Source organism: Streptomyces yongxingensis, assembly GCF_055597465.1.
In genome coordinates this window covers 7,325,903-7,348,888 of record NZ_CM145717.1, presented here as the reverse complement: position 1 = coordinate 7,348,888, position 22,986 = coordinate 7,325,903, and the positions used below count along the sequence as shown (strand labels likewise).

Here is a 22,986-nt window from a genome sequence, read left to right as displayed (position 1 = left end):
GCAGCCCGAAACGCATGATGGAGAGCAGCCTAACCGAGACGGGCGGGCGGAGCGGACCCGTATCACTATGCGGACCGATACCTGCGCTTCGGAGGAATACACATCTTCCACTCGATTTCAGCAATCATGACCGCAAGGCGTGACACCGGCATCACGCGATGCGACATTGCCAGCCATGGACGCCAATGCCAATGCCAACGGCCGCAAGACCAGCCTTGCGACCCGCCCTGCCCGCGGTCACCGCCACACCGCCTTCTGCACGATCGTGCCGCCGCACGTCCTGGACAAGCTGTCCCATGCCGAGGACGCGTCGCTGGCCGATCCCGCCCGCCGCACGCTCGAGCACGACGCCCTGCAGCGCACCCGCCGCCGGATCACCACCGTGCGCGGCGTCCCCGCCGCGCGGGCCGCCGCGCCCTCCGACAAGCCCCGGCGCACCATCTACGACGCCCAGCACCGGACCTCGCTGCCGGGCAGGAAGGTGCGCGGCGAGGGCGACCAGGCGAGCGGGGACGACTCGGTGAACCGCGCGTACGACGGGCTCGGCGCGACCTTCGAGCTCTTCCTCAAGGCGTACGGCCGGCGCTCGATCGACGACTCCGGGCTGCCGCTGAACGCGAGCGTCCACTACAGCGAGGACTACAACAACGCCTTCTGGGACGGCGAGCAGATGGTCTTCGGCGACGGGGACGGCGAGGTCTTCCTGGACTTCACCATCCCGGTCGACGTGATGGCCCACGAGCTGACCCACGGCGTCACGCAGTACACCGCCAACCTCGAGTACTTCGGCCAGTCCGGGGCGCTCAACGAGTCGATGTCCGACGTCTTCGGCTCCCTGGTCAAGCAGCATGTGCTCGGGCAGAGCGCCGAGGAGGCCGACTGGCTGATCGGCGCGGGGCTGCTGACGGACCGGGTCACCGGGGTGGCCCTGCGCTCGCTGAAGGCCCCGGGCACGGCGTACGACGACGATGTGCTGGGCAAGGACCCGCAGCCGGGCACGATGGACGACTACGTCCACACCTCACGGGACAACGGCGGCGTCCACATCAACTCCGGCATCCCCAACCACGCCTTCTACCTCGCCGCCACCGCCCTGGGCGGCAACGCCTGGGAGCGCGCCGGGCAGATCTGGTACGACGTGCTGACCGGCGGCGATCTGGCCTCCGACGCGGAGTTCGCCGACTTCGCCCAGCTCACGGTGGCCGCGGCGCACACCCGCTACGGCGAGGGCGAGGAGCAGTCGGCGGTGCGGGAGGCATGGGCCGGGGTGGGCATCACCGATCTGCGGGCCCACGTGGGCGCGCGCTAGACCACGCCATCGGGTAGTGATGGAGCCATGCGCATCTCCGTCACCCGCACCGGCGGATTCGCCGGAATCGAGCGCCGGGCCGAGCTGGACACCACCGGCCGGCCCGACGCCACCCATCTGGACGCCGTGGCCCACCAGGCCGTCGAGACCGGCCACACCACGGCGTCCCGCGGCGTCCCCGACGGCTTCCAGTACGAGATCACCGTCGACGGTCGCACCATCCACGCCGCGGATCCCCATCTGAGCGACGCCCAGCGGGAACTGATCCGCGCGGTGCTGAAGGAGGGCGCGTAAGGGCCGCGCGGCCGTGGGCGGCGTGGGCCTCGACGCATGCGCCGAGGCCCACGCGCCGGGGTCAGAACCCCAGCTTCCGCAACTGCTTCGGATCGCGCTGCCAGTCCTTGGCGACCTTCACATGGAGGTCGAGGAAGACGGGCGTGCCGAGCAGCGCCTCGATGTGCTTGCGGGACTTGGTGCCCACATCCTTCAGGCGGCGGCCCTTGGGGCCGATGATGATGCCCTTCTGGCTGGGCCGCTCGATGTAGAGGTTGGCGTGGATGTCCAGGAGCGGCCGGTCCGCGGGGCGGCCCTCGCGGGGCAGCATCTCCTCCACCACCACCGCGATGGAGTGCGGCAGTTCGTCCCGTACTCCCTCCAGCGCGGCCTCCCGGATCAGCTCGGCCACCATGACCTGCTCGGGCTCGTCCGTAAGGTCGCCCTCGGCGTAGAGCGTCGGGCCCTCGGGCAGCAGCGGGACCAGCAGATCCGCCAGCAGACCCACTTGCTGGTCACCCACCGCCGACACCGGCACGATCTCGGCCCACTCGATGCCCAGCTCCTTGCCGAGCCGGTCGATGGCGATCAGTTGCTGGGCCAGTTGCTCGGGCTCGACCAGGTCGGTCTTGGTGACGATCGCGACCTTGGGGGTCTTCTTGATGCCCGCGAGCTCGGTGGCGATATAGCGGTCGCCGGGGCCGAGCTTCTGGTCGGCGGGCAGGCAGAAGCCGATGACGTCGACCTCGGCCCAGGTGGTGCGCACCACATCGTTGAGCCGCTCGCCGAGCAGGGTGCGCGGCTTGTGCAGACCAGGGGTGTCGACGAGCACCAGCTGGGCGTCGGGGCGGTGCACGATGCCGCGGACGGTGTGGCGGGTGGTCTGCGGGCGGTTCGAGGTGATCGCGACCTTCGTCCCCACCAGCGCGTTGGTCAGGGTCGACTTGCCCGCGTTGGGGCGGCCGACGAAGCAGGCGAAGCCCGAGCGGTGCGGGGTCTCCCGCTGCTCGGTCGGGGACGGGGAGGTACCGGCAGTCATGGCCCCCATTCTCCCCGATGCCCCGACCCGCTCGGACCAGCCGTCCCGGCCTCGTACGACCGCCGGGGGCGGTGGGCCGGGGCAGGCGGGCCCACTGTGACCGTAGGGCGCCGGTCAGGCGTCCAGCGTGGCCCGCAGGGTGCCGTCGGGGCCCGCCAGCAGCACCGGGGTCCCGGCCCCGCCGAGGTCCCGGACGGCCGCGCGGTCCTCCTCGGACGCGCTCTCCGCATCGGTCACCACGGCCGCGGCCTCCAGGGACGTGGCACCGCTCGCCACGGCCATGGCGACGGCGGTCTGGAGGGCGCTCAGCTTCAGCGAGTCGAGGGCCACGGTCCCGGCGACATACGTACGCCCCGTCTCGTCGCGGACGGCGGCGCCCTCCGGCACGGAGTTGCGGGCCCGCACGGAGCGGGCCAGCGTGATGATCTTGCGGTCTTCGGGGTCCAACTGCGCTGCTTCGCTCATGCGGATGAGCATATGCGGGGCGTTGACCGGCGGTGACGCCGGTGGGCACACGGCGGCCCGCGCCGGGCCGCGGTGCGGCGGCCCGGCGCGGGCGATACGCGGTTGTGCGGTTGTGCTGTCGCTCGGTTGTGCGGTTGTTCTCAGGGTCCTACGGGAGGATCGGCGTCGGCTGGAAGGTCAGCGAGGCCGAACCCGACGACGGGCTCAGGCCCGGAGCGCCCGCGAAGGAGGCGGTGTACGTCGAGGCGGTGAGCACGGTCGGTGAGACGGTGACATTGCTGAGCGTCGCCGTGCCGCCGGCGTTGGTGACCGCGCTGCCCAGCGGGATCGGGCCCAGGACGGAGTTGGCGACGAAGGTGAGGGTCTGGCCGGGGATCGGGTTGTTCGACGCGTCCCTCAGCGTCGCGCTCAGGGTCGGGATGATCAGCGTGCCGTTGAACCGCAGCCGGATCGTGGCCGGGGTGGCGGTCACCGTGGTCCCGGTCGGCGCCACGGCCACGTTCTGGGTGATCGTCGGTGAGACCGAACCGGCGAAGCAGGTGTCGCCGCCGTAGATGGCCGTGACCGTGTGCGCCCCGGTGGTGAGGGTGTTGGTGCTGACGGTGGCCTGTCCGAAGGCGTTGAGCGTGCCGGTGAGGGTGGGCCCGCCGCTGATCACGAAGATGACGTTCCCGGTCGGGGTGCCCGTCGCCGGCGGCACCGCGGTCACGGTGGCGGTGAAGGTCACGTTCTGGCCGGGGGTGGAGGGGTTCGGCGAGGAGGTGAGCGTGGTCGTGGTGCTCGCCTGGCCGACGGTGACGGAACCGGACGCCGACGAGCCCGCCACGCCCGTGTTGCCCCCGTACGAGGCCGTCACCGCGTGCGTGCCCACCGGAATGGCGCTGGTCGTCACACACGCCTGACCGCTGGCATTCAACGTCCCGATCAAAGTCGGACCACCCGCGACCGTGAACGTCACCGCCCCGGTCGGGGCGCACGTACCGGGCGACGTCGTGGTCACCTGCGCGCACAGGGTCACCGACTGGCCGCACACCGGAGAGGCGGGCGTGATCGTCAGCGCGGTCGTGGACGCGGCCTGGCCGACGGTGACGGAACCGGACGCCGACGAGCCCGCCACGCCCGTGTTGCCCCCGTACGAGGCCGTCACCCCGTGCGTCCCCACCGGAATGGCGCTGGTCGTCACACACGCCTGACCGCTGGCATTCAACGTCCCGATCAAAGTCGGACCACCCGCGACCGTGAACGTCACCGCCCCGGTCGGGGCGCACGTACCGGGCGACGTCGTGGTCACCTGCGCGCACAGGGTCACCGACTGGCCGCACACCGGAGAGGCGGGCGTGATCGTCAGCGCGGTCGTGGACGCGGCCTGGCCGACGGTGACGGAACCGGACGCCGACGAGCCCGCCACGCCCGTGTTGCCCCCGTACGAGGCCGTCACCCCGTGCGTGCCCACCGGAATGGCGCTGGTCGTCACACACGCCTGACCGCTGGCATTCAACGTCCCGATCAAAGTCGGACCACCCGCGACCGTGAACGTCACCGCCCCGGTCGGGGCGCACGTACCGGGCGACGTCGTGGTCACCTGCGCGCACAGGGTCACCGACTGGCCGCACACCGGAGAGGCGGGCGTGATCGTCAGCGCGGTCGTCGAGGACGCCTGATTCACCGTCAGGGGAAGGGTCGTCGTCGAGCCCATGACGTCCCCGTCACCCGGATAGGTGATGGTCACGCTGTGCGTGCCGACCGGAATGGCACTGGTCGTGACACACGCCTGACCGGTCGCGTCCAGCGTGCCCGTCAGGGTCGGACCACCGGAGACGGCGAACGTCACGTTCCCGGTGGGGACACATGTGCTCGGCGGCGCCACGCCCACGTCCGCGCAGATGGTCACCGGCTCACCGCAGACGGACGGGCTGGGCGAGATGCTCGCCGAGATACCCGAGACGCCCTGACCCACGGTGATCGGCGCTGTGCCGGCGGAGCCCGCGATGTTCGTGCTGCCCCCGTAGGTGGCGGTCACGGTGTACGACCCCGCGGTCAGCGCGCTGGTGGTCACACACGCCTGGCCGGTCGCGTCCAGCGTGCCCGTCAGGGTCGGGCCACCGCTGATCGCGAAGGTCACCGTGCCCGTGGGCGTACAGGTGCTCGGCGGCGACACCGTCACCTGGGCACAGATGGTGATCGCCTCACCGCAGACCGGTGCGGCCGGGGACACCGTGACCGATGTGGTCGAGGCTCCCTGACCGACCGTGATCGACCCGGTGTCGGTCGAGCCCGCGACATCCCCGTTTCCGGCGTAGGCGGCCGTCACGGCGTGGGTCCCCACCGGGATGGCGCTGGTCGTCACGCACGCCTGGCCGGTGGCGTTCAGCGTCCCGGTCAGGGTCGGACCACCCGCGATCGTGAACGTCACCGTGCCCGTCGGGGTGCAGGTGCCGGGCGCGACGACCGCCACCTGGGCACACAGGGTCACCGTCTCACCGCAGACCGGCGAGGCGGGGGAGATGGTGAGGGCCGTGGTCGAGGACGCCGGATTGATGGTGAGCGGCGTCAAGGGCGAGTTGGACGCGGCGAAGTTGGCGTCGCCGTTGTAGAACGCGGCGACCTGGTGCGTGCCCACGCTCAGGGCGGGGACGGTCACGGAGGCGTTCCCGGCCCCGTCGAGGGTCCCGGTCATCGTCGGCCCGTCCGCGCTGATGATGAAGGTGACCGTGCCGGTGGGGACACCGCTCCCCGGGGGCACCGCCGCCACACTGGCGGTCAGGGTCACGGTCTCGCCGCAGACGGGCGCGGGCGGGACGAAGGTGACGGTGGTGGTGGTCGCCGACTGGTTGACCTGCTGGATGGTCGTGCCGGACGAATTGTCCAAAGGATCGCTGGAGTTGACGAAGTTCGCCGTGACCAGGTGGGAGCCGACGGCGAGCGTGGAGTCGGTCACGCTGGCCGTGCCGGAGTCGGGCCCGGTTTGGGTGAGCGTCACGGGACCGATGGTCGGCCCACCCGCGATGACGAAGGTCACGTCGCCCCACGGAGGGGTCCCGGCGGTGATGCCGGTGACGGTGGCGGTGTAGGTGACGGATTGACCGAAGACGGAGGGATTAGGCGTGGAGGTCACCGTGGTGGTGGACATGGAAGCGGCCGCCCTTTCCTGAGCTCAGGGGGATGAGCCGCCCGGCTCCGCGCGGCGCGTGCCGCGCGGAGCCTTGGCCTCTGTGCGGGGGTGCCCATACGGCCGACCTGTCTACGTCAAAGCAGAGAGGTCGACTGTCCCCCGACAGAGGTATGGGCGACCCACCAGTCGGTACCTGCAAGTAAGCGGGTGCCTACGGCAGATGGGCCAGGGAGCGGACGGCTATTCCACCCGTATGGCGCAGCGCGGGCCGCGCGTTGCCGATGCGCCGGCGCGAGGGCCCGCTGTCGTGCGGGCGGGTGCCGCGCCCCGGCGCGGGCGGCGGGAGCGCGGGAGGCGGGCCGGACCGGAACGCAGTGCGGCCCCGCCCACGGGGTGTGGACGGGGCCGCACGTGCGGGATGCGCGGGGGCTACTCCGGCTCGGCCACGGCGGTTTCGCGGACCGGCTCGACCAGCACCGTGACGATGCGGTTGCGGCGGCCCGCCGGGGACTCGGCGGTCAGCCGCAGCGCCTTGAGCGCGGGGTCCACCCCGCCCTCGGGGACGTCCACCTCGGCCTTGGCGCCCGCGATCGGCACCCGGCCCAGCGCCTTGGCGAGCAGCCCGCCCACCGTTTCGACGTCCTCGTCCTCCAGGTGCGTGCCGTACAGCTCTCCCAGGTCGCCCAGGGCGAGCCGCGCGGTCACCCGGTGGGTGCCGTCGCCGAGGTCCTCGACGGGCGGCAGCTCGCGGTCGTACTCATCCGTGATCTCGCCGACGATCTCCTCGAGGATGTCCTCGATGGTGACGATCCCCGCCGTGCCCCCGTACTCGTCGATCACCACGGCCACGTGGTTGCGATCCTGCTGCATCTCGCGCAGCAGATCGCCCGCGTTCTTGGTGTCCGGGACGAAGGCGGCGGGCCGCATCGCGGTGGAGACCAGCTCGGCCTCGGCTTCGCGGTTGATGTGCGTCTTGCGGACCAGGTCCTTGAGGTAGACGATCCCGACGATGTCGTCCTCGTTCTCCCCGGTGACCGGTATCCGGGAGAAGCCGGAGCGCAGCGCGAGGGTGAGCGCCTGCCGGATGGTCTTGAAGCGCTCGATGACCACCAGGTCGGTGCGCGGCACCATCACCTCGCGCACCAGGGTGTCGCCGAGCTCGAAGACGGAGTGGACCATGCGCCGCTCCTCGTCCTCGATCAGCGACTCCTGCTCGGCGAGGTCCACCAGGGCACGCAGCTCGGCCTCGGAGGCGAACGGGCCCTTGCGGAAGCCCTTGCCGGGCGTGAGCGCGTTACCGAGGAGGATCAGCAGCGGCGGAATGGGGCCCATGACCCGGGCCAGCGGGATCAGCACATAGGCGGCCACCGTCGCGGTGTTGAGCGGGTGCTGGGCGCCGATGGTGCGCGGGGAGACGCCGACGGCCACGTACGACACCAGGACCATCACGCCGATGGCGACGGTCAGCGCCTTCCAGGTCTCGGGGAACTCGCGCAGGCTCGCGAAGGTGACGACCGCGCCCGCCGCGACCTCGCAGGCGACGCGGACCAGCAGCGCCACATTGAGATAGCGGGTGGGGTCCTCGGCGACGAGCATCAGCTTGGCGCTGCCCCGGCGACCGGAGCGCACGGCCTCCTCGGCGCGGAACCGGGTGGTGCGGGCGAGACCGGCCTCCGCGCAGGCCGCCAGCCAGGCCACCACGACCAGCAGGACGGCCGCGGTGACGAGCTGCGCGCTCATCGGACGGTGGGGGCCGGGGAGGGGCCGGTGACGCCCTGCTCCGCGCGCCAGCCGTCGACGATGGCGGCCTGGAGGCCGAACATCTCGGCGCGCTCGTCCGCCTCCTCGTGGTCGTAGCCGAGGAGGTGGAGGACGCCGTGGACGGTGAGCAGCTGGAGCTCCTCGTCCATGGAGTGCCCGGTCGGCGCCTCCTCTCCCTGCTTCTTGGCCACTTCGGGGCAGAGCACGATGTCCCCGAGGAGGCCCTGCGGGGGCTCCTCGTCGTCCTTGGCCGGCGGGCGCAGCTCGTCCATCGGGAAGGACATGACATCGGTCGGACCCGGCAGATCCATCCACTGGATGTGCAGCTGCTCCATGGCGTCGGCGTCGACGACGATCACCGAGAGCTCGGAGAGCGGGTGGATACGCATCCGGGCGAGCGCGTAGCGGGCGATGTCCAGCACCGCCCGCTCGTCGATATCGGTACCGGATTCGTTGTTGACGTCGATCGCCATGGGGGTTCGCGGTTACTTTCCGTTGCGACTGTCGTACTGGTCGTATGCGTCGACGATCCGGCCGACCAGCTTGTGACGGACCACGTCGGTGCTGGTGAGCATGGAGAAGTGAACATCCTCGACGCCGTCCAGGATCTCCCGCACCTGGCGCAGACCGCTCTTGGTCCCGCCGGGGAGGTCGATCTGGGTGATGTCGCCCGTGATCACTATCTTGGAGTCGAAGCCGAGCCGGGTGAGGAACATCTTCATCTGCTCGGGGTTCGTGTTCTGGGCCTCGTCGAGGATGATGAACGCGTCATTGAGCGTACGGCCACGCATGTACGCCAGCGGCGCGACCTCGATCGTGCCCGCGGCCATCAGGCGCGGGATGGAGTCGGGGTCGAGCATGTCGTGCAGCGCGTCGTAGAGCGGCCGCAGATACGGGTCGATCTTCTCGTAGAGGGTGCCGGGCAGGAAGCCGAGCCGCTCCCCCGCCTCGACCGCCGGCCGGGTGAGGATGATCCGGTTGACCTGCTTGGACTGCAGTGCCTGGACCGCCTTGGCCATGGCGAGATAGGTCTTGCCGGTGCCCGCGGGGCCGATGCCGAAGACGACCGTGTGCTTGTCGATGGCGTCGACATAGCGCTTCTGGTTGAGCGTCTTGGGACGGATGGTGCGGCCGCGGTTGGAGAGGATGTTCTGGGTGAGCACCTCGGCGGGCGTCTCCCGCACCCCGCTCTCGCCGTTCTCAGCCGCGCGCAGCATGGAGATCGAGCGCTCCACCGCATCCTCCGTCATCGGTTGACCGGTGCGGAGCACCAGCATCATCTCATCGAACAGACGCTGGACCAGGGCGACTTCCTTCGGGTCCCCGGTGGCGCTGACTTCGTTGCCCCGTACATGAATATCCGTCGCCGGGAACGCGTTCTCGATCACACGGAGCAGCGCATCACCGGATCCCAGGACCATGACCATGGGGTGCTTGCTCGGGACCGTGAACTGCGCATGCGCCTGCGGTGCTGTGGTTGGTTGCGTCATGGGCCGGCTCTCTGGCCTGCTTCTACCTCCCGATACAAGGGTTCTCGCCGCTCGACAACCTTGGGTTCCAGGGTACGACGGAGCACCGACAACACCCGAGTCCTTTTACTCCTATCCGCTCATCACCCCGCCCACCTGGGGCCTCCCGCGCCCCCTGATGATCCAGGGGCCGGGGCCCCGGCGCCACCCCCGGTCCGCGCCCCGCGCTACGCCTGGCGGAAACCGATCGTCGGGACGGCCCGGCGCAGCGGCCACGGGCGGGCGGCGGCCGGGAGCAGCCGGTCGAGGAAGGCGTAACGGCGCAGCGCGCGGGCGGGCTGGTCGTCGTAGGCGCGGGCGTGCTGCCACCAGGCGGCGATCTCGACCCAGCCGGGCGCCGACAGCGAGCCGCCGAACTCCTGCACCGACAGCGCGGCGGTCAGCCCGGCGAAGGCCAGCCGGTCGGCGAGCGGCCACCCGGCGAGCGTGCCGGTGACGAAACCTGCGACGAACACGTCCCCGGCCCCGGTCGGGTCCAGGGCCTCCACCGAGATCGCGGGCACCTCGGCGGTCTCGCCGGTGCGGCCGTCGACCGCGTACGCCCCCTCGGAGCCGAGCGTGACGACGGCCAGCGGCACCAGGTCGGCCAGGGCCCGTGCGGCGGCGCGCGGGCAGTCGGTGCGGGTGTAGCGCATCGCCTCCTCGGCGTTGGGCAGGAACGCCTCGCAGTGCTCCAGCTCGGCGAGGTCGGCCGGGTCCCAGCGGCCGGTGTCGTCCCAGCCGACGTCCGCGAAGACCCTGCTGCCGCGGCGGGCGGCCTCGGCGACCCACTCCTGGCCGCGGCCGGGCACCAGGGAGGCCACGGCGGCGCGGGCCGGGGGCGGGCTGCTGGGCGCGGGCTCCTCGGGCGGCGGGGCCTCATGGCCGTGGGAGACCATGGTCCGCTCGCCCTCGTAGGCCATGGAGACGGTCACCGGTGAGTGCCAGCCGGGGATCGTGCGGGAGAGCGAGAGATCGATGCCCTCGCCGTGGTCCAGGGCGTCCCGGCAGTAGTCCCCGTAGTGGTCGTCGCCGAAGGCGGCGGCGAGCGAGGTGCGCAGGCCGAGCCGGGCCAGGGCGGTGGCCATATTGGCGACGCCGCCGGGGCTCGAGCCCATGCCGCGGGCCCAGGACTCGGTGCCGCGGACCGGGGCGCTGTCAAGACCGGTGAAGATGATGTCCAGGAAGACCGTGCCGGTGAGATAGACATCGCAGTCCGCGTCGCCGGGGCGGCGCACGTCCGCGAGCGGGTCGAGCAGGTGGTAGCCCGCCGTGAGCTTGTCGCCGTCGTGTGTCGTCACCGCGCTCTCCCAGGTCTTGCCGGTCCGCCTCCGCCGTCGGACGCGGGTGCGGCCAGTGTGCACGATGGCACCGACAACGGGCCGGGGTCCGGCCCACCGTCACCCTTGGCGGTCATCGGTCCCGCCGCCCCCGCCGGGGCGTCCTCAGCGCCGTTTGGGCAGCGCCACCGTCATCAGGTCCTGGGCGACCGTGAGCTCCCCCTCGAACCCGGCGTCCCGCGCCTGGCGCTCGAATTCGAAAGGGTCGCCGTAGCGCTGCGAGAAGTGCGTCAGCACCAGGTGCCGCACCCCCGCCCCGGCCGCGAGCCGGGCCGCCTGCCCGGCGGTCAGATGCCCGTACTCGACCGCCAGGGCCTCGTCCTCGTCCAGGAAGGTCGACTCGATGACCAGCAGATCGCACCCCTGCGCCAGCGCGTCGGCGCCGTCGCACAGCCGGGTGTCCATGATGAACGCGAAGCGCTGCCCCCGGCGCACCTCGCTGACCTCCTCGATCGCCACCGTCCGCCCCTCGATCTCCAGCACCCGATCCCGCTGGAGCCGGCCGATGTCCGGGCCGCGGACGCCGAGCGCGCCGAGCCGCTCGGGCAGCATCCTGCGGCCGTCCGGTTCGATCAGGCGATAGCCGTAGGACTCGACGGGGTGCGAGAGCCGGGCCGCCTCCAGCGTGTACGCGGGGGTACGGGCGAGCACCGCGCCGTCGCCGGCGACCGGCTCCTCGGTCAGCGCGACCGTCTCGCGGTAGGCGGTCGCGTAGCGCAGCCGCTCGAAGAACCGCTGTCCGCTCGCCGGGTAGTGGGCGGTCACCCGGTGCGGCACCCGGTCGAGGTTGATCCGCTGGATCACCCCGGCCAGGCCCAGGGAGTGGTCCCCGTGGAAGTGGGTGACGCAGATCCGGTCGATGTCATGGGCGGCGACCCCGGCCCTCAGCATCTGGCGCTGGGTGCCCTCGCCGGGGTCGAACAGCAGGCCCTCGCCGTCCCAGCGCAGCAGATAGCCGTTGTGGTTGCGGTGCCGGGTCGGCACCTGGCTGGCGGTGCCGAGGACGATCAGTTCCCGCGCGGACAAGGGTTATCCGGGGGGCCAGTTGAGCCCGCGGCCGCCCAGGACGTGGGCATGCGCGTGGAAGACGGTCTGACCGGCGCCGGAGCCGGTGTTGAACACCACGCGGTAGCCCGTCTCGTCGAGCTTCTCCTCCGCGGCGACCGCGCCCGCCTCGCGCAGCACGTCCGCGGTGATCTGCGGTTCGGCCGCCGCGAGGGAGGCCGCGTCCCGGTGGTGCGCCTTGGGGATCACCAGGACGTGCGTGGGCGCCTGGGGGTTTATGTCACGGAAGGCGACGGTGGTGTCCGTCTCGCGGACGACGGTGGCCGGCACCTCCCCCGACACAATCTTGCAGAACAGGCAGTCGGCCTGCGGTTCTCCCGCCACCGGTGGCTCCTCACGGATCGTCGGCACGTACGGTCCGGATGGTACCGGCAGGGCCTGCCGACGGAAGCGATCGCGGGTTATTCGCTCCGGCCACCGCCCCCGGTGCCGCCCTTACCGTCCTCACCGGCGCCGTCACCGACACCGACCTGGCCGGCGCCGCCCTCGGTGGACGGGTGCTCCCAAGGGTGACTGCGGGTCGGCTCGGGGGCCTCGGTGGTCCGGTGCTCCCAAGGGTGGCTACGGGTCGGCTCGGGAGCCTCCGTGGTCCGGTGCTCCCAAGGGTGGCTACGGGTCGGCTCGGGAGCCTCCGTGGTCCGGTGCTCCCAAGGGTGACTGCGGGTCGGCCGGGGGCTCTCGGTGTCCCGGCCGCCGCCCTGGCACTCCCCGATCACATTCGCCTCGAAGACCTTCCGGCCGTCCACCTGGCCGGTCAAGTCGCCCCGGACGCAGTGGTCCTCCCGGACGTAGGTGACCCGGCCCCTGATCCGGACGTCCTTGTCGTTGTCGGTCCTGCCGTGGCAGTCCACCCGTGCGTCGGTCTCCCCGGCCCGCTCGCTCTGCGAGGGCGAGGCGGCACCCGCCGTACGGCCGTGCCTGAACTCGGCGTTGCAGCTCATCCAGCGGACGCCGACACCGCCCCGCTCCAGGGCCTCGGTGGCGACCTGGTCCGTGGTGATCGCGACCGTCACCGAGCTGATGCCGCCGCCGGTCGGCTCGCACGCCGTCACCGCGACCGCCGCCGCGCCGGCCGCCGCGACGGCGAAGAGCGTCCGTCCCCGTCTTGTCTGCCGTCCCTGCCGTGCCCGTCGTGCCTGCCTTGCCTGGCTCAATACCCCCATAGGGGATAGGTTCCCATCGGCCGGCGCGAACCGGAAGGCCGTCCTCGGCCAGGTGCGGGCGTGCCCGGCGAGGGGCCCCGGAGGGGCCTTTCACCCCCAGCGGCCGGTGCGGCCGAGCAGCAGCGCGGCGGCCGCCGTTCCGGCCGTGGAGGTGCGCAGCACGCTCGGGCCCAGCCGGTACGGCCGCGCGCCCGCCTCGGCGAAGGCCGCCAACTCCTCGGGGGACACGCCCCCTTCGGGCCCGACGACCAGAACGATCTCGCCACTCGCGGGCAGTGGGGCCGTCGCGAGCGGTTCGCCGCCCTCCTCGTGCAGCACGGCCGCGAAATCGGCTTCGGCGAGAAACCGGGCAACCTGCCGGGTCGTCATCGCGTCCGTGACCTCGGGGAAGGTCAGCCGACGGGACTGCTTGCCCGCCTCGCGCGCGGTCGACCGCCACTTGCCGAGCGCCTTGAGGCCGCGCTCGCCCTTCCACTGGGTGATGCAGCGGGCGGCCGACCACGGCACGACGGCGTCCACGCCGGTCTCCGTCATGGTCTCCACCGCCAGCTCACCCCGGTCGCCCTTGGGCAGCGCCTGCACGACGGTGATCCTCGGGTCCGGGGCCGTCTCCCGGCGCACCTCGTCCACCGCGACCTCCAGCCGGTCCTTGCCCTCGACGGCCGTCACGGTGCCCTGGACGCCCGTACCGTGACCGTCCGTCAGCACCACGGGCTCACCGACGCGCAGCCGCCTTACGGACACCGCGTGGCGCCCCTCCGGGCCCTCCAGCCAGACCCGGGCCCCCGCGGCCGCCCCCGCCAGGGCGTCGGCCACGAACACCGGGGCGGTCACGACACCGCACCCCACTGGGGCTGACGGCCCAACCCGGCCCGCGCCGCGTCGAGTTCCACCGCGAGCGTCTCCACCAGCCGCGCGGCGGGCAGCTCACGCGCCAGCCGGTGGCCCTGCCCGGCCCACAGCGCCATCCCCTGGGGATCGCCCGCCTTCGCGGCCGCCTTACGGAGGCCGGAGGTCATGTGGTGCAGCTGGGGGTAGGCGGCGGGCGCGTACGGGCCGTGCTCGCGCATGAAGCGGTTGACCAGGCCCCGGGCCGGGCGCCCGGAGAAGGCGCGGGTCAGCTCGGTGCGGCCGAACAGCGGATCCGTCATCGCCTGCTTGTGCAGGGCGTTCGCCCCGGACTCGGGGCACACCAGGAACGCGGTCCCCAGCTGGGCCGCGACCGCGCCCGCGGCCAGCGCTGCGGCGATCTGCGAACCGCGCATGATCCCGCCCGCCGCGATGATCGGGATCTGGACGTACTCGCGGACCAGCGTGATCAGCGACAGCAGCCCGAGCCCGACGCCCATCCCGTCCGCGGCCGGGTCATTGCTGTACGTGCCCTGGTGGCCGCCGGCCTCCACGCCCTGCACACAGACGGCGTCGGCGCCCGCCCACTGGGCGGTCTGCGCCTCGACGGGCGAGGTCACGGTCACGACCGTACGGGTGCCGACCTTGGCGAGGGCGTCGAGGACGGCACGGGTCGGGCAGCCGAAGGTGAACGAGACGACCGGGACGGGGTTGTCGAGGAGCACGGCGAGCTTGGCGTCGTACGCGTCGTCCGAGCCCGACTCCGGGTCGCCCAGCGAGGTCTCGTACCAGGCCGCCTCGCCCGCGAGCCGCTCGCCGTAGGCCGCGACGGCGGCCGGGTCGGGGTTGGGCGGCTGCGGCATGAACAGATTGATGCCGAAGGGCCGGCCGGTCAGCCCCCGCAGCTGTTTGATCTCCTCATACATCGCCTCCGGCGTCTTGTAGCCGGCAGCGAGGAAACCGAGGCCACCGGCCTCGGAGACAGTGGCGGCGAGCTGCGGGCAGGAGGCTCCACCCGCCATCGGCGCCTGCACGATCGGGTACCGGTAAAGATCGGTCAGCGCGGAGGACATGGCCACATCGTGTCATGCCCTCCGCACCGGCTCACCACCGGATCAAGGGCGCCGCGGAGATCAGCGGCCCGCGCGGGCCGTCTCCCGGCCCGGCGCGCCTACCGCCCGTTGAATGCGTCCTTCAGCCGCGAGAACAACCCCTGCTGCCCCGGCTTGCCGCACCCCCCGGGGGCCAACCCCCGAACCCCCGGCCGAAGCGCCTACCGCCCGTTGAACGCATCCTTCAGCCGCGAGAACAACCCCTGCTGCCCCGGCTTGCCGCACCCCCCGGGGGCCAACCCCCGAACCCCCGGCCGAAGCGCCTACCGCCCGTTGAACGCATCCTTCAGCCGCGAGAACAACCCTTGCTGCCCCGGCTTGAACTCGCCGGTGGGGCGCTCCTCGCCGCGCAGCTTGGACAGCCGCCGCAGCAGCTCTTCCTGCTCCGGGTCCAGCTTGGTCGGGGTGGTCACCTCGACGTGCACGATCAGATCACCGCGGCCGCCGCCCCGCAGATGGGTGACGCCGCGCTGGTGCAGCGGGATCGACTGGCCGGACTGGGTGCCGGGCCGGATGTCGACCTCCTCCAGGCCGTCCAGCGTCTCCAGCGGCACCTTGGTGCCCAGCGCCGCCGCCGTCATCGGGATGGTCACCGTGCAGTGCATGTCGTCGCCGCGCCGCTGGAAGACCGGGTGCGGGAGCTCATGGATCTCCACGTACAGGTCGCCCGCCGGGCCGCCGCCCGGTCCGACCTCGCCCTCACCGGCCAGCTGGATCCTCGTGCCGTTGTCCACACCGGCGGGGATCTTCACCGTAAGGGTGCGCCGCGAGCGGATCCGGCCGTCGCCCGCGCACTCCGGGCACGGGGTCGGCACCACGGTGCCGAAGCCCTGGCACTGGGGGCACGGCCGCGAGGTCATGACCTGGCCCAGGAAGGACCGCGTCACCTGGGAGACCTCACCCCGGCCACGGCACATGTCACAGGTCTGCGCCGAGGTGCCCGGCGCCGCGCCCTCGCCGCTGCACGTCGTGCAGACCACCGCGGTGTCGACCTGGATGTCCTTGGTGGTCCCGAACGCGGCCTCGCTGAGCTCCACGTCCAGGCGGATCATCGCGTCCTGACCGCGCCGGGTCCTGGAGCGCGGACCGCGCTGCGAGGCGGTGCCGAAGAACGCGTCCATGATGTCGGAGAAGTTGCCGAAACCCGCGCCGAAGCCGCCGGCGCCACCGCCGCCCGGCCCGGCATTCGGGTCCCCGCCCAGGTCGTAGACCTGCTTCTTCTGCGGGTCCGACAGGACCTCGTAAGCGGCGTTGATCTCCTTGAACCGCTCCTGGGTCTTCGGATCCGGGTTCACGTCCGGATGCAGCTCGCGGGCGAGCCGCCGGAATGCCTTCTTGATCTGGTCCTGCGAGGCATCACGAGGCACGCCCAGGACTGCGTAGTAGTCCGTCGCCACTTACGACTCCGCCAGGATCTGTCCGACGTAACGTGCCACTGCGCGTACCGCTCCCATCGTTCCGGGGTAGTCCATGCGGGTCGGTCCGACCACGCCGAGTTTGGCGACCGCCTCGTCGCCGGAACCGTAGCCGACCGCGACGACCGAGGTGGCGTTGAGCCCCTCGTGAGCATTCTCATGCCCGATCCGCACGGTCATACCCGAGTCCTTGGCCTCGCCCAGCAGCTTGAGGAGGACGACCTGCTCCTCGAGTGCCTCCAGAACGGGCCGGATCGTCAGGGGGAAATCATGCACGAAACGCGTGAGGTTCGCGGTGCCGCCGATCATCAGCCGCTCCTCGGTCTCCTCCACGAGCGTCTCGAGCAAGGTCGACAGTACGATCGAGACGGTCCCCCGGTCCTCCTGTTCGAAGGACTCCGGAAGATCCTGCACCAATTGCGGCACATCCGCGAAACGCCGCCCCACGACCCGGCTGTTGAGCCGGGCGCGCAGATCGGCGAGCGAATCCTCGGTGACCGGGGTGGGACAGTCGACCATGCGCTGCTCCACCCGACCGGTGTCGGTGATCAGCACCAGCATCACCCGGGCCGGTGCCAGCGGCAGCAGCTCCACATGGCGCACCGTCGACCGGGTCAGCGACGGATACTGCACCACCGCCACCTGCCGGGTCAGCTGCGCCAGCAGCCGGACCGTGCGCCCCACCACATCGTCGAGGTCGACCGCACCGTCCAGGAAGTTCTGAATGGCCCGCCGCTCCGGGGTGGACAGTGGCTTGACTCCGGCCAGCTTGTCCACGAAGAGGCGATAGCCCTTGTCCGTGGGAATCCGCCCGGCGCTCGTATGCGGCTGGGCGATGAAGCCTTCGTCCTCCAGAGCGGCCATGTCGTTACGCACCGTGGCCGGGGAGACCCCCAGCCGGTGCCGCTCGGTGAGCGCCTTGGAGCCGACCGGCTCCTCCGTCCCCACGTAGTCCTGGACAATGGCACGCAGCACCTCGAGTCTGCGTTCGCTGAGCACCCCGCGCACCTCCAGTCCAGCGGTCTCATCAGGTCGTCCGCCTGGCACTCACCGGGCACGAGTGCCAGAACCCCTCCGCCAGTGTACGGCGGGGTGCGGTGGCATGGGCAAGAGCCGCCGCTGGCAGCAACTCTCCCCATCCCCGTTGAGCTAGCGTCGCGGTATGGAGACGTGTTGGGAAGAGGCGGGCTGGGAGCGGCTCGCGCCCGGTGTGGCCCGCCGCCGGATGCCGGAGTGGGACGAGACGGTCGGCGTGGTCGTCGGCCTGACCGACATCCTCGTCGTGGACACCGGCGCGACCCTGCGCGCCGGGGCCGAGCTGCGCTCCGGGATCACCCGGCTGACCGGCCGCCGCCCCACCCGGATCGCGCTCACCCATCCGCACTTCGACCATGTCCTGGGCTCGGCCGCCTTCGCGGGCTGCGAGGTCTACGGGGCCACGGGCCTGGACGAGCTGCTGCGCCGTGAGCGGGAGACGCTGCGCGAGGACGCGATCCGCCACGGGGTGGACCGGGACGCCGCCACCGAGGCGGTGGACCATCTGGCCTCCCCGCACCACCTGGTCTGCGGGGAGCTCAGCCTCGACCTCGGCGGCCGTACGGTGCTGCTCGCCAATGTGGGGCCCGGCCACACCGCCCATGACCTGGCCGTTCTGGTGCCCGGCCGGCCCGAGGTGGTCTTCTGCGGCGATCTGGTGGAGGAGTCCGGCACGCCCCAGGCCGGGCCCGACGCGATCCCCGGCCACTGGCCCGCCGCCCTCGACCGACTGCTCGCCCTCGGCGGCGAGGACGCGCGGTACGTCCCGGGGCACGGCTCCGTGGTGGACGCCGCGTTCGTACGGACCCAACGCGACGAACTGGCGGCCCGCTTCGGCGTGTCCGGCTAGCCGTCGCCCTAGTCGTTCGCCTAGTTGTGCGCCTGCGGGGGCGGGTGGCCGTCGCGCGCTATCGTCATCCGGATGCGACAGTACGACCCGGACCTGACCCCGCCCTGGAAGCGGCAGCGGCCCGCCCCCGAGGTCCCGGCCGAACCGGACCTCGTCGTGGAGGAGGTCACCACCGGATTCTGTGGTGCCGTGATCCGCTGCGAGAAGACCGCCCAGGGTCCGACGGTCACTCTGGAGGACCGCTTCGGCAAACATCGCGTCTTCCCCATGGAGCCGCGCGGTTTCCTGCTCGAGGGGCGTGTCGTCACCCTCGTACGCCCGCGCGCGGCGGCCCCCAGCGCGCCCCAGCGCACGGCCTCGGGGTCGATCGCCGTGCCGGGAGCGCGTGCGAGGGTCGCCCGCGCGGGGCGCGTCTATGTCGAGGGGCGCCATGACGCGGAGCTGGTCGAGCGGGTCTGGGGCGACGATCTGCGCATCGAGGGCGTCGTCGTGGAGTACCTGGAGGGCGTCGACGACCTGCCCGCCATCGTCGACGGCTTCTCCCCCGGCCCGGACGCCCGGCTCGGCGTCCTCGTCGACCATCTGGTGACGGGCTCCAAGGAGTCCCGTATCGCCGCACAGGTCACCGGTGAGCATGTGCTGGTCCTCGGCCACCCCTACATCGACATCTGGGAGGCCGTGAAGCCGTCCTCCCTCGGCATTCCGGCCTGGCCGACGGTGCCGCATGGCCAGGACTGGAAGAAGGGCGTCTGCCGCGCCCTGGGCTGGCCGGAGAACACCGGGGCCGCCTGGCAGCGGATCCTGTCCTCGGTCCGCTCCTACAAGGACCTCCAGCCGGAGCTCCTGGGAAAGGTGGAGGAATTGATCGACTTCGTGACGGCCCCACAGGACTGACGGCCTCCGTAAGGGGCTGACGGCCTTCGTACGGGCCAATGAGGGCTGAGGGCTCCCCTCAACTCAGTCCGCCCGAGGGCTTCCGTATCGGCCCTCTGACGGCCCCGCCTCAGTCCACCAGGTCCCGCACCACCGCGTCCGCCAGCAGCCGCCCCCGGAGCGTGAGCACGGCCTGCCCGCGCCCGTACGGCTCCGGCTCCAGCAGGCCGTCCTCCAGGGCCCGTGCCGCGGCCGCGGCGCCGGCCGGGCGCAGCAGCTCCAGCGGGCAGCCCTCGGCCAGCCGCAGCTCCAGCAGGATCCGCTCCACCCGGCGCTCCTCGGCGGACAGCAGCTCCCGGCCGGCGCCGGGCGACCGGCCCTCGCCCAGGGCCTGTGCGTACGCCCCGGGGTGCTTCACGTTCCACCACCGCACGCCGCCCACGTGGCTGTGTGCGCCGGGGCCGGCGCCCCACCAGTCGGCGCCGCGCCAGTACAGCTCGTTGTGGCGGCAGCGCCCGGCGGGCGAGGTGGCCCAGTTGGAGACCTCGTACCAGGCGAACCCGGCGGCCGTAAGGGTCTCCTCGGCGATCAGATAGCGGTCCGCGTGCACATCGTCGTCGGTCATCGGCACCTCGCCGCGACGGATCCGCCGCGCCAGCTGGGTGCCCTCCTCGACGATCAGCGCATACGCCGACACATGGTCCGGCCCCGCCCCGAGCGCCGCCTCCAGGGAGGCCCGCCAGTCCGCGTCGCTCTCCCCCGGCGTCCCGTAGATCAGGTCCAGGTTCACATGGCCGAATCCGGCCGCCCGCGCCTCGGCCACACACGCCTCCGGCCGCCCCGGGGTGTGCGTACGGTCCAGCACCTTCAGGACGTGCTGGCGGGCGCTCTGCATGCCGAAGGAGATCCGGTTGAACCCCGCCTCCCGCAGCTCCGCCAGATACCGCGGATCGACCGACTCCGGATTCGCCTCGGTCGTGACCTCGGCCCCCTCGGCCAGCCCGAATTCGTCCCGGATCGCCCCCAGCATCCGCCCGAGGTCCGCCGCCGCGAGCAGGGTCGGGGTTCCGCCGCCGACGAACACGGTCTCCACGGTCCGCGGGTCGTCCCCCAGCACCTTCCGCGCCAGCCGCACCTCCTCGACGACCTGCTCGGCGTAGTTGTCCCGCGAGGCGAGCACACCGCCGGAGCCGCGCAGCTCACTGGCGGTGTAGGTGTTGAAGTCGCAGTAGCCGCAGCGGGTGGCGCAGTACGGCACGTGCAGATAGAACCCCAGCGGCCGCCGCTCCGCCCCCGCCAAAGCGGTCGCGGGCAGTGCGCCGTCCTCGGGCATGGGCTCACCATCAGGCAACACGGAAGGCATGCCCCCATTGTCCGGCACGACCGGCGCCACCCGGGACCACGGGACGGTGCCCAGGCGCCCCGGCCCCGCAGCGACCGGGCCTACGGGGTGTCCGCGGACCACGCGGCGCAGGCGCATATCGAGCCACGCGGCGGAGCCGCATACCGATCCGCGGGAAGGGGCGGGGAGGGGAGGGGAACAGCCCGCCGCGGGCGTCACGATCCGTCGGACGCCCCCTGGAGCACCTTCAGGACCAGCATCGCCAGGTCGTCGTCCGGCGGCTCCGCCGCGAACTCGTCCACCGCCCGGCGCACCCGCTCCGCGACCTGCCGCGCGCTGAGCCCCGCGCACAGCGCGAACGCCGCCGCCAGGCCGTCCTCGTCGTCGAACTGCCGGTCGCCCGATCGGTGCTCCGTCACCCCGTCCGTCACACAGAGCAGTGTTTCCCCGGGCGTCAGATCGAACGATTCACTCTCGTACGACACATCGTCCACGACGCCCAGCAATATCTGCGGCGCCGCGACCGTCCGCACCTCGCCGTCCGGCCGCAGCACCAGCGGCAGCGGATGGCCCGCGCTGGCCAGCGTGCAGCGCACCCCCAGGCCGTCGCCCAGCGGCTCCAGCTCCCCGTACAGCAGCGACAGGAACCGCGCGATCCCGCCGCCCGCCGACAGCCCCGCGCCTCCGACCAGGCCGCCGTCCACCAGCTCCACGACCCCGGCGGGGCCGCCCACGGCCTCCACACCGGCCACCACGGCCTCCGCGGCGCCCTCGACGGCCTGCTCCACCGCCTCCTCGCCCAGCAGCTGGTTGAGCCGGTCCAGGACCTCTCCCACGCCGTACCCCTCGCGGGCGAGCAGCCGCAGCCAGGGCCGGACGAGGCCGGTCACCACGGCCGCCTCCGGGCCGTTCCCGCAGACGTCGCCCAGGACGAAGCACCAGCGGCCGTCACCGGCCGGGAAGATGTCGTAGAAGTCGCCCCCGGCTGAGATCTCGCCGGTCGGCTCGTACACCACCGCCGACTCGACCCCGGGGATCCGCGGGATCACGGACGGCAGCAGCCCGCGCTGGAGCACCCGGCTGATGGTCGCCTGCCGGGTGTAGCGGCGGGCGGAGGCGAGCGCCAGGGCGACGCGGCGGGCGAAGTCCTCGATCAGGCCGACCACTTCGGCCGGCATCCGCACCAGCCCGGCCCGCCCCAGCAGCAGCGTGCCGAGCGCGCGGCCGCCCGCCACCAGTCGGCACGCGAGGGCCGCGCCGCCGGGCCCGTACGCGGCGGGGTCGGCCGGCCAGGGCCACTCCACGGCGCCGCCGCGGACGGCGGTGGGCACATGGGGCGGCTCCTTCTCCAGCACCTGCCGCAGGCCCTCGATGCGTCCCTCGCTGGCGTGCCAGACCCGGGCCAGCCGCGGCGGGCCGCTCGTGGAGTCGAGCCAGATCGCGCACCAGTCGGCGAGCCGGGGCACCAGCAGCTGTCCGGCGAGCGAGGTGACCATGTCCTCGTCGAACTGCCCGGCCAGCAGATCGGACGCCTCGGCGAGGAAGGAGAGCGCACCGCGCTGGATCCACTCGGGGTCGCGGCGGACCGGGACGAGGCCCTGCGCGGGCGCGACGATCTCGACGGCCTCGACGCCCTCCTTACGGCCTTCACCGACGGGCCCCAGGCCCTCAGTGCCCAAGCCCTCGGGGACAGCTCCCAGGCCCCCAGGGACGGATTCCAGGCCGTCGGGGACGGCCCCCGCCCCGAATCCGCCGTCCGGCCCGGCCACGGTGGCGTTCGCCGCGTCCACGGCGGCCGCGGCGTCCATGAAGGCCGAGCCCATGCCGCCCGCGGCGGCCGGACCCGTGGGCGCCACCGCCATCTGGAACCACACCGACTTGGTCGCCCGCCGGTAGGTCGTCCCCCAGGACTCGGCGATCTCGGCCACCAGCCGCAGCCCGTGGCCCCCGGCGTACTCCGGCGGCTCGTCCGCATCCGGCGGATCGCCGCGCACCACCCGGGTGGGATGGTGATCGGTCACCTCCACCACCAGGGACGGCGGCTCGCCCTCGCGGTCCGAGACATCCAGCGCGCAGCTCACCTCGACGGCGGTGCCGGCGTGCACCACCGCGTTGGTGACCAGCTCGCTCACCAGCAGCACGGCCTCGCCCGCCACCTGGTCGGTGACCCGGTCGGCGGCCGGGACCTCGAGCGCGGCCCAGTCGGCGAGGGCGGCACGGACGAACCGGCGCGCGGCCGAGGCCGCGAGCGGAGTACCGGGCAGGCTGACGCGTGCCGATGCGCTGGTACGGACGGGGCCGACCCCACCCCCGACCGGTAGAACCACCCCACCGCCCTCAACCGACCCACCAGAAGTGGCAGAAGATGACGTCCCCACTGTGCGGCTCCTGAAGAAGCTCCGTCATAACGCCGTATCCGTAACCGTATCCGGCACGGACAGAGTGACAGACGGACCGCCCTCATATGCACCGGGT

General features: G+C 72.3%; 20 protein-coding genes. 4 read left to right on the top strand and 16 right to left on the bottom strand.

The genetic code is table 11. From position 1 onward, the window contains the following. The first annotated feature begins 175 nt into the window (after nt 1-175). Entirely contained in the window at nt 176-1,309 is a 1,134-nt protein-coding gene (locus tag ACZ6TD_RS31195; protein ID WP_471343459.1) for a M4 family metallopeptidase, read from the top strand. Between the two features lie 27 nt (nt 1,310-1,336). Continuing rightward, nucleotides 1,337-1,603 carry a protealysin inhibitor emfourin gene (locus ACZ6TD_RS31190; RefSeq protein ID WP_471343457.1) on the top strand — a complete coding sequence of 89 codons (267 nt, stop codon included), beginning with the start codon at nt 1,337-1,339 and terminating at the stop codon, nt 1,601-1,603. A 61-nt stretch (nt 1,604-1,664) separates the two neighbouring features. Here the strand turns inward: ACZ6TD_RS31190 and era are convergent, their stop codons facing one another. From era to hrcA, 14 genes are all read right to left on the bottom strand, one after another. Continuing rightward, nucleotides 1,665-2,621 carry a GTPase Era gene (era, locus tag ACZ6TD_RS31185; protein ID WP_471343455.1) on the bottom strand — a complete coding sequence of 319 codons (957 nt, stop codon included), beginning with the start codon at nt 2,619-2,621 and terminating at the stop codon, nt 1,665-1,667. A 114-nt stretch (nt 2,622-2,735) separates the two neighbouring features. Continuing rightward, nucleotides 2,736-3,086: a cytidine deaminase gene (locus ACZ6TD_RS31180; protein WP_137977920.1), complete on the bottom strand. Its 351-nt coding sequence runs from the start codon at nt 3,084-3,086 to the stop codon at nt 2,736-2,738. Nucleotides 3,087-3,234: 148 nt separating this feature from the next. Further along, nucleotides 3,235-6,216: a beta strand repeat-containing protein gene (locus tag ACZ6TD_RS31175; RefSeq protein ID WP_471343453.1), complete on the bottom strand. Its 2,982-nt coding sequence runs from the start codon at nt 6,214-6,216 to the stop codon at nt 3,235-3,237. A gap of 411 nt (nt 6,217-6,627) precedes the next feature. Then, nucleotides 6,628-7,938: a hemolysin family protein gene (locus ACZ6TD_RS31170; RefSeq protein WP_470005881.1), complete on the bottom strand. Its 1,311-nt coding sequence runs from the start codon at nt 7,936-7,938 to the stop codon at nt 6,628-6,630. Beyond that, entirely contained in the window at nt 7,935-8,432 is a 498-nt protein-coding gene (ybeY, locus tag ACZ6TD_RS31165) for an rRNA maturation RNase YbeY (RefSeq protein ID WP_020871394.1), read from the bottom strand. Before ybeY ends, ACZ6TD_RS31170 begins: the two co-directional genes overlap by 4 nt. Nucleotides 8,433-8,444: 12 nt before the next feature. Continuing rightward, the gene (locus ACZ6TD_RS31160; protein ID WP_471343452.1) at nt 8,445-9,449 is read right to left on the bottom strand and encodes a PhoH family protein; all 1,005 of its coding nucleotides are present in this window, start codon (nt 9,447-9,449) and stop codon (nt 8,445-8,447) included. Between the two features lie 206 nt (nt 9,450-9,655). Continuing rightward, nucleotides 9,656-10,768 carry a carbohydrate kinase family protein gene (locus ACZ6TD_RS31155; protein ID WP_471343451.1) on the bottom strand — a complete coding sequence of 371 codons (1,113 nt, stop codon included), beginning with the start codon at nt 10,766-10,768 and terminating at the stop codon, nt 9,656-9,658. 144 nt (nt 10,769-10,912) lie between these two features. Next, on the bottom strand, nt 10,913-11,833 hold the full coding sequence (locus tag ACZ6TD_RS31150) for a ribonuclease Z (RefSeq protein WP_471343450.1): 921 nt from the start codon (nt 11,831-11,833) through the stop codon (nt 10,913-10,915). Nucleotides 11,834-11,836: 3 nt separating this feature from the next. After that, nucleotides 11,837-12,196, bottom strand: a complete 360-nt coding sequence (locus ACZ6TD_RS31145) for a histidine triad nucleotide-binding protein (RefSeq protein ID WP_471343448.1) — start codon at nt 12,194-12,196, stop codon at nt 11,837-11,839. 77 nt (nt 12,197-12,273) lie between these two features. Next, the gene (locus tag ACZ6TD_RS31140) at nt 12,274-13,035 is read right to left on the bottom strand and encodes a hypothetical protein (RefSeq protein ID WP_471343446.1); all 762 of its coding nucleotides are present in this window, start codon (nt 13,033-13,035) and stop codon (nt 12,274-12,276) included. A 90-nt stretch (nt 13,036-13,125) separates the two neighbouring features. After that, nucleotides 13,126-13,869, bottom strand: a complete 744-nt coding sequence (locus ACZ6TD_RS31135) for a 16S rRNA (uracil(1498)-N(3))-methyltransferase (RefSeq protein ID WP_471343445.1) — start codon at nt 13,867-13,869, stop codon at nt 13,126-13,128. Further along, nucleotides 13,866-14,957, bottom strand: coding sequence for a nitronate monooxygenase (locus ACZ6TD_RS31130; RefSeq protein WP_471343444.1), 1,092 nt, complete (start codon nt 14,955-14,957; stop codon nt 13,866-13,868). The genes ACZ6TD_RS31135 and ACZ6TD_RS31130 overlap by 4 nt, the downstream gene beginning before the upstream one ends. 302 nt (nt 14,958-15,259) lie before the next feature. Further along, nucleotides 15,260-16,393, bottom strand: coding sequence for a molecular chaperone DnaJ (gene dnaJ / locus ACZ6TD_RS31125; RefSeq protein ID WP_137977927.1), 1,134 nt, complete (start codon nt 16,391-16,393; stop codon nt 15,260-15,262). Further along, nucleotides 16,394-17,410 carry a heat-inducible transcriptional repressor HrcA gene (hrcA, locus tag ACZ6TD_RS31120; RefSeq protein ID WP_471343443.1) on the bottom strand — a complete coding sequence of 339 codons (1,017 nt, stop codon included), beginning with the start codon at nt 17,408-17,410 and terminating at the stop codon, nt 16,394-16,396. It lies immediately after the preceding gene. 163 nt (nt 17,411-17,573) lie between these two features. Here hrcA and ACZ6TD_RS31115 point away from each other — a divergent pair, with 163 nt between their 5' ends. Next, the gene (locus tag ACZ6TD_RS31115; RefSeq protein ID WP_471343441.1) at nt 17,574-18,296 is read left to right on the top strand and encodes an MBL fold metallo-hydrolase; all 723 of its coding nucleotides are present in this window, start codon (nt 17,574-17,576) and stop codon (nt 18,294-18,296) included. Between the two features lie 72 nt (nt 18,297-18,368). Further along, a complete protein-coding gene (locus ACZ6TD_RS31110) occupies nt 18,369-19,190 on the top strand; it encodes a DUF3097 domain-containing protein (protein ID WP_471343440.1) in 822 nt (273 codons plus the stop codon). A gap of 109 nt (nt 19,191-19,299) precedes the next feature. On the opposite strand, the gene hemW is transcribed toward ACZ6TD_RS31110, so the two are convergent. Together hemW and ACZ6TD_RS31100 are read right to left on the bottom strand one after the other, a co-directional pair. After that, nucleotides 19,300-20,532: a radical SAM family heme chaperone HemW gene (hemW, locus tag ACZ6TD_RS31105; protein ID WP_471343438.1), complete on the bottom strand. Its 1,233-nt coding sequence runs from the start codon at nt 20,530-20,532 to the stop codon at nt 19,300-19,302. A gap of 194 nt (nt 20,533-20,726) precedes the next feature. Next, on the bottom strand, nt 20,727-22,838 hold the full coding sequence (locus ACZ6TD_RS31100; protein WP_471343436.1) for a SpoIIE family protein phosphatase: 2,112 nt from the start codon (nt 22,836-22,838) through the stop codon (nt 20,727-20,729). Nucleotides 22,839-22,986: the final 148 nt, after the last annotated feature.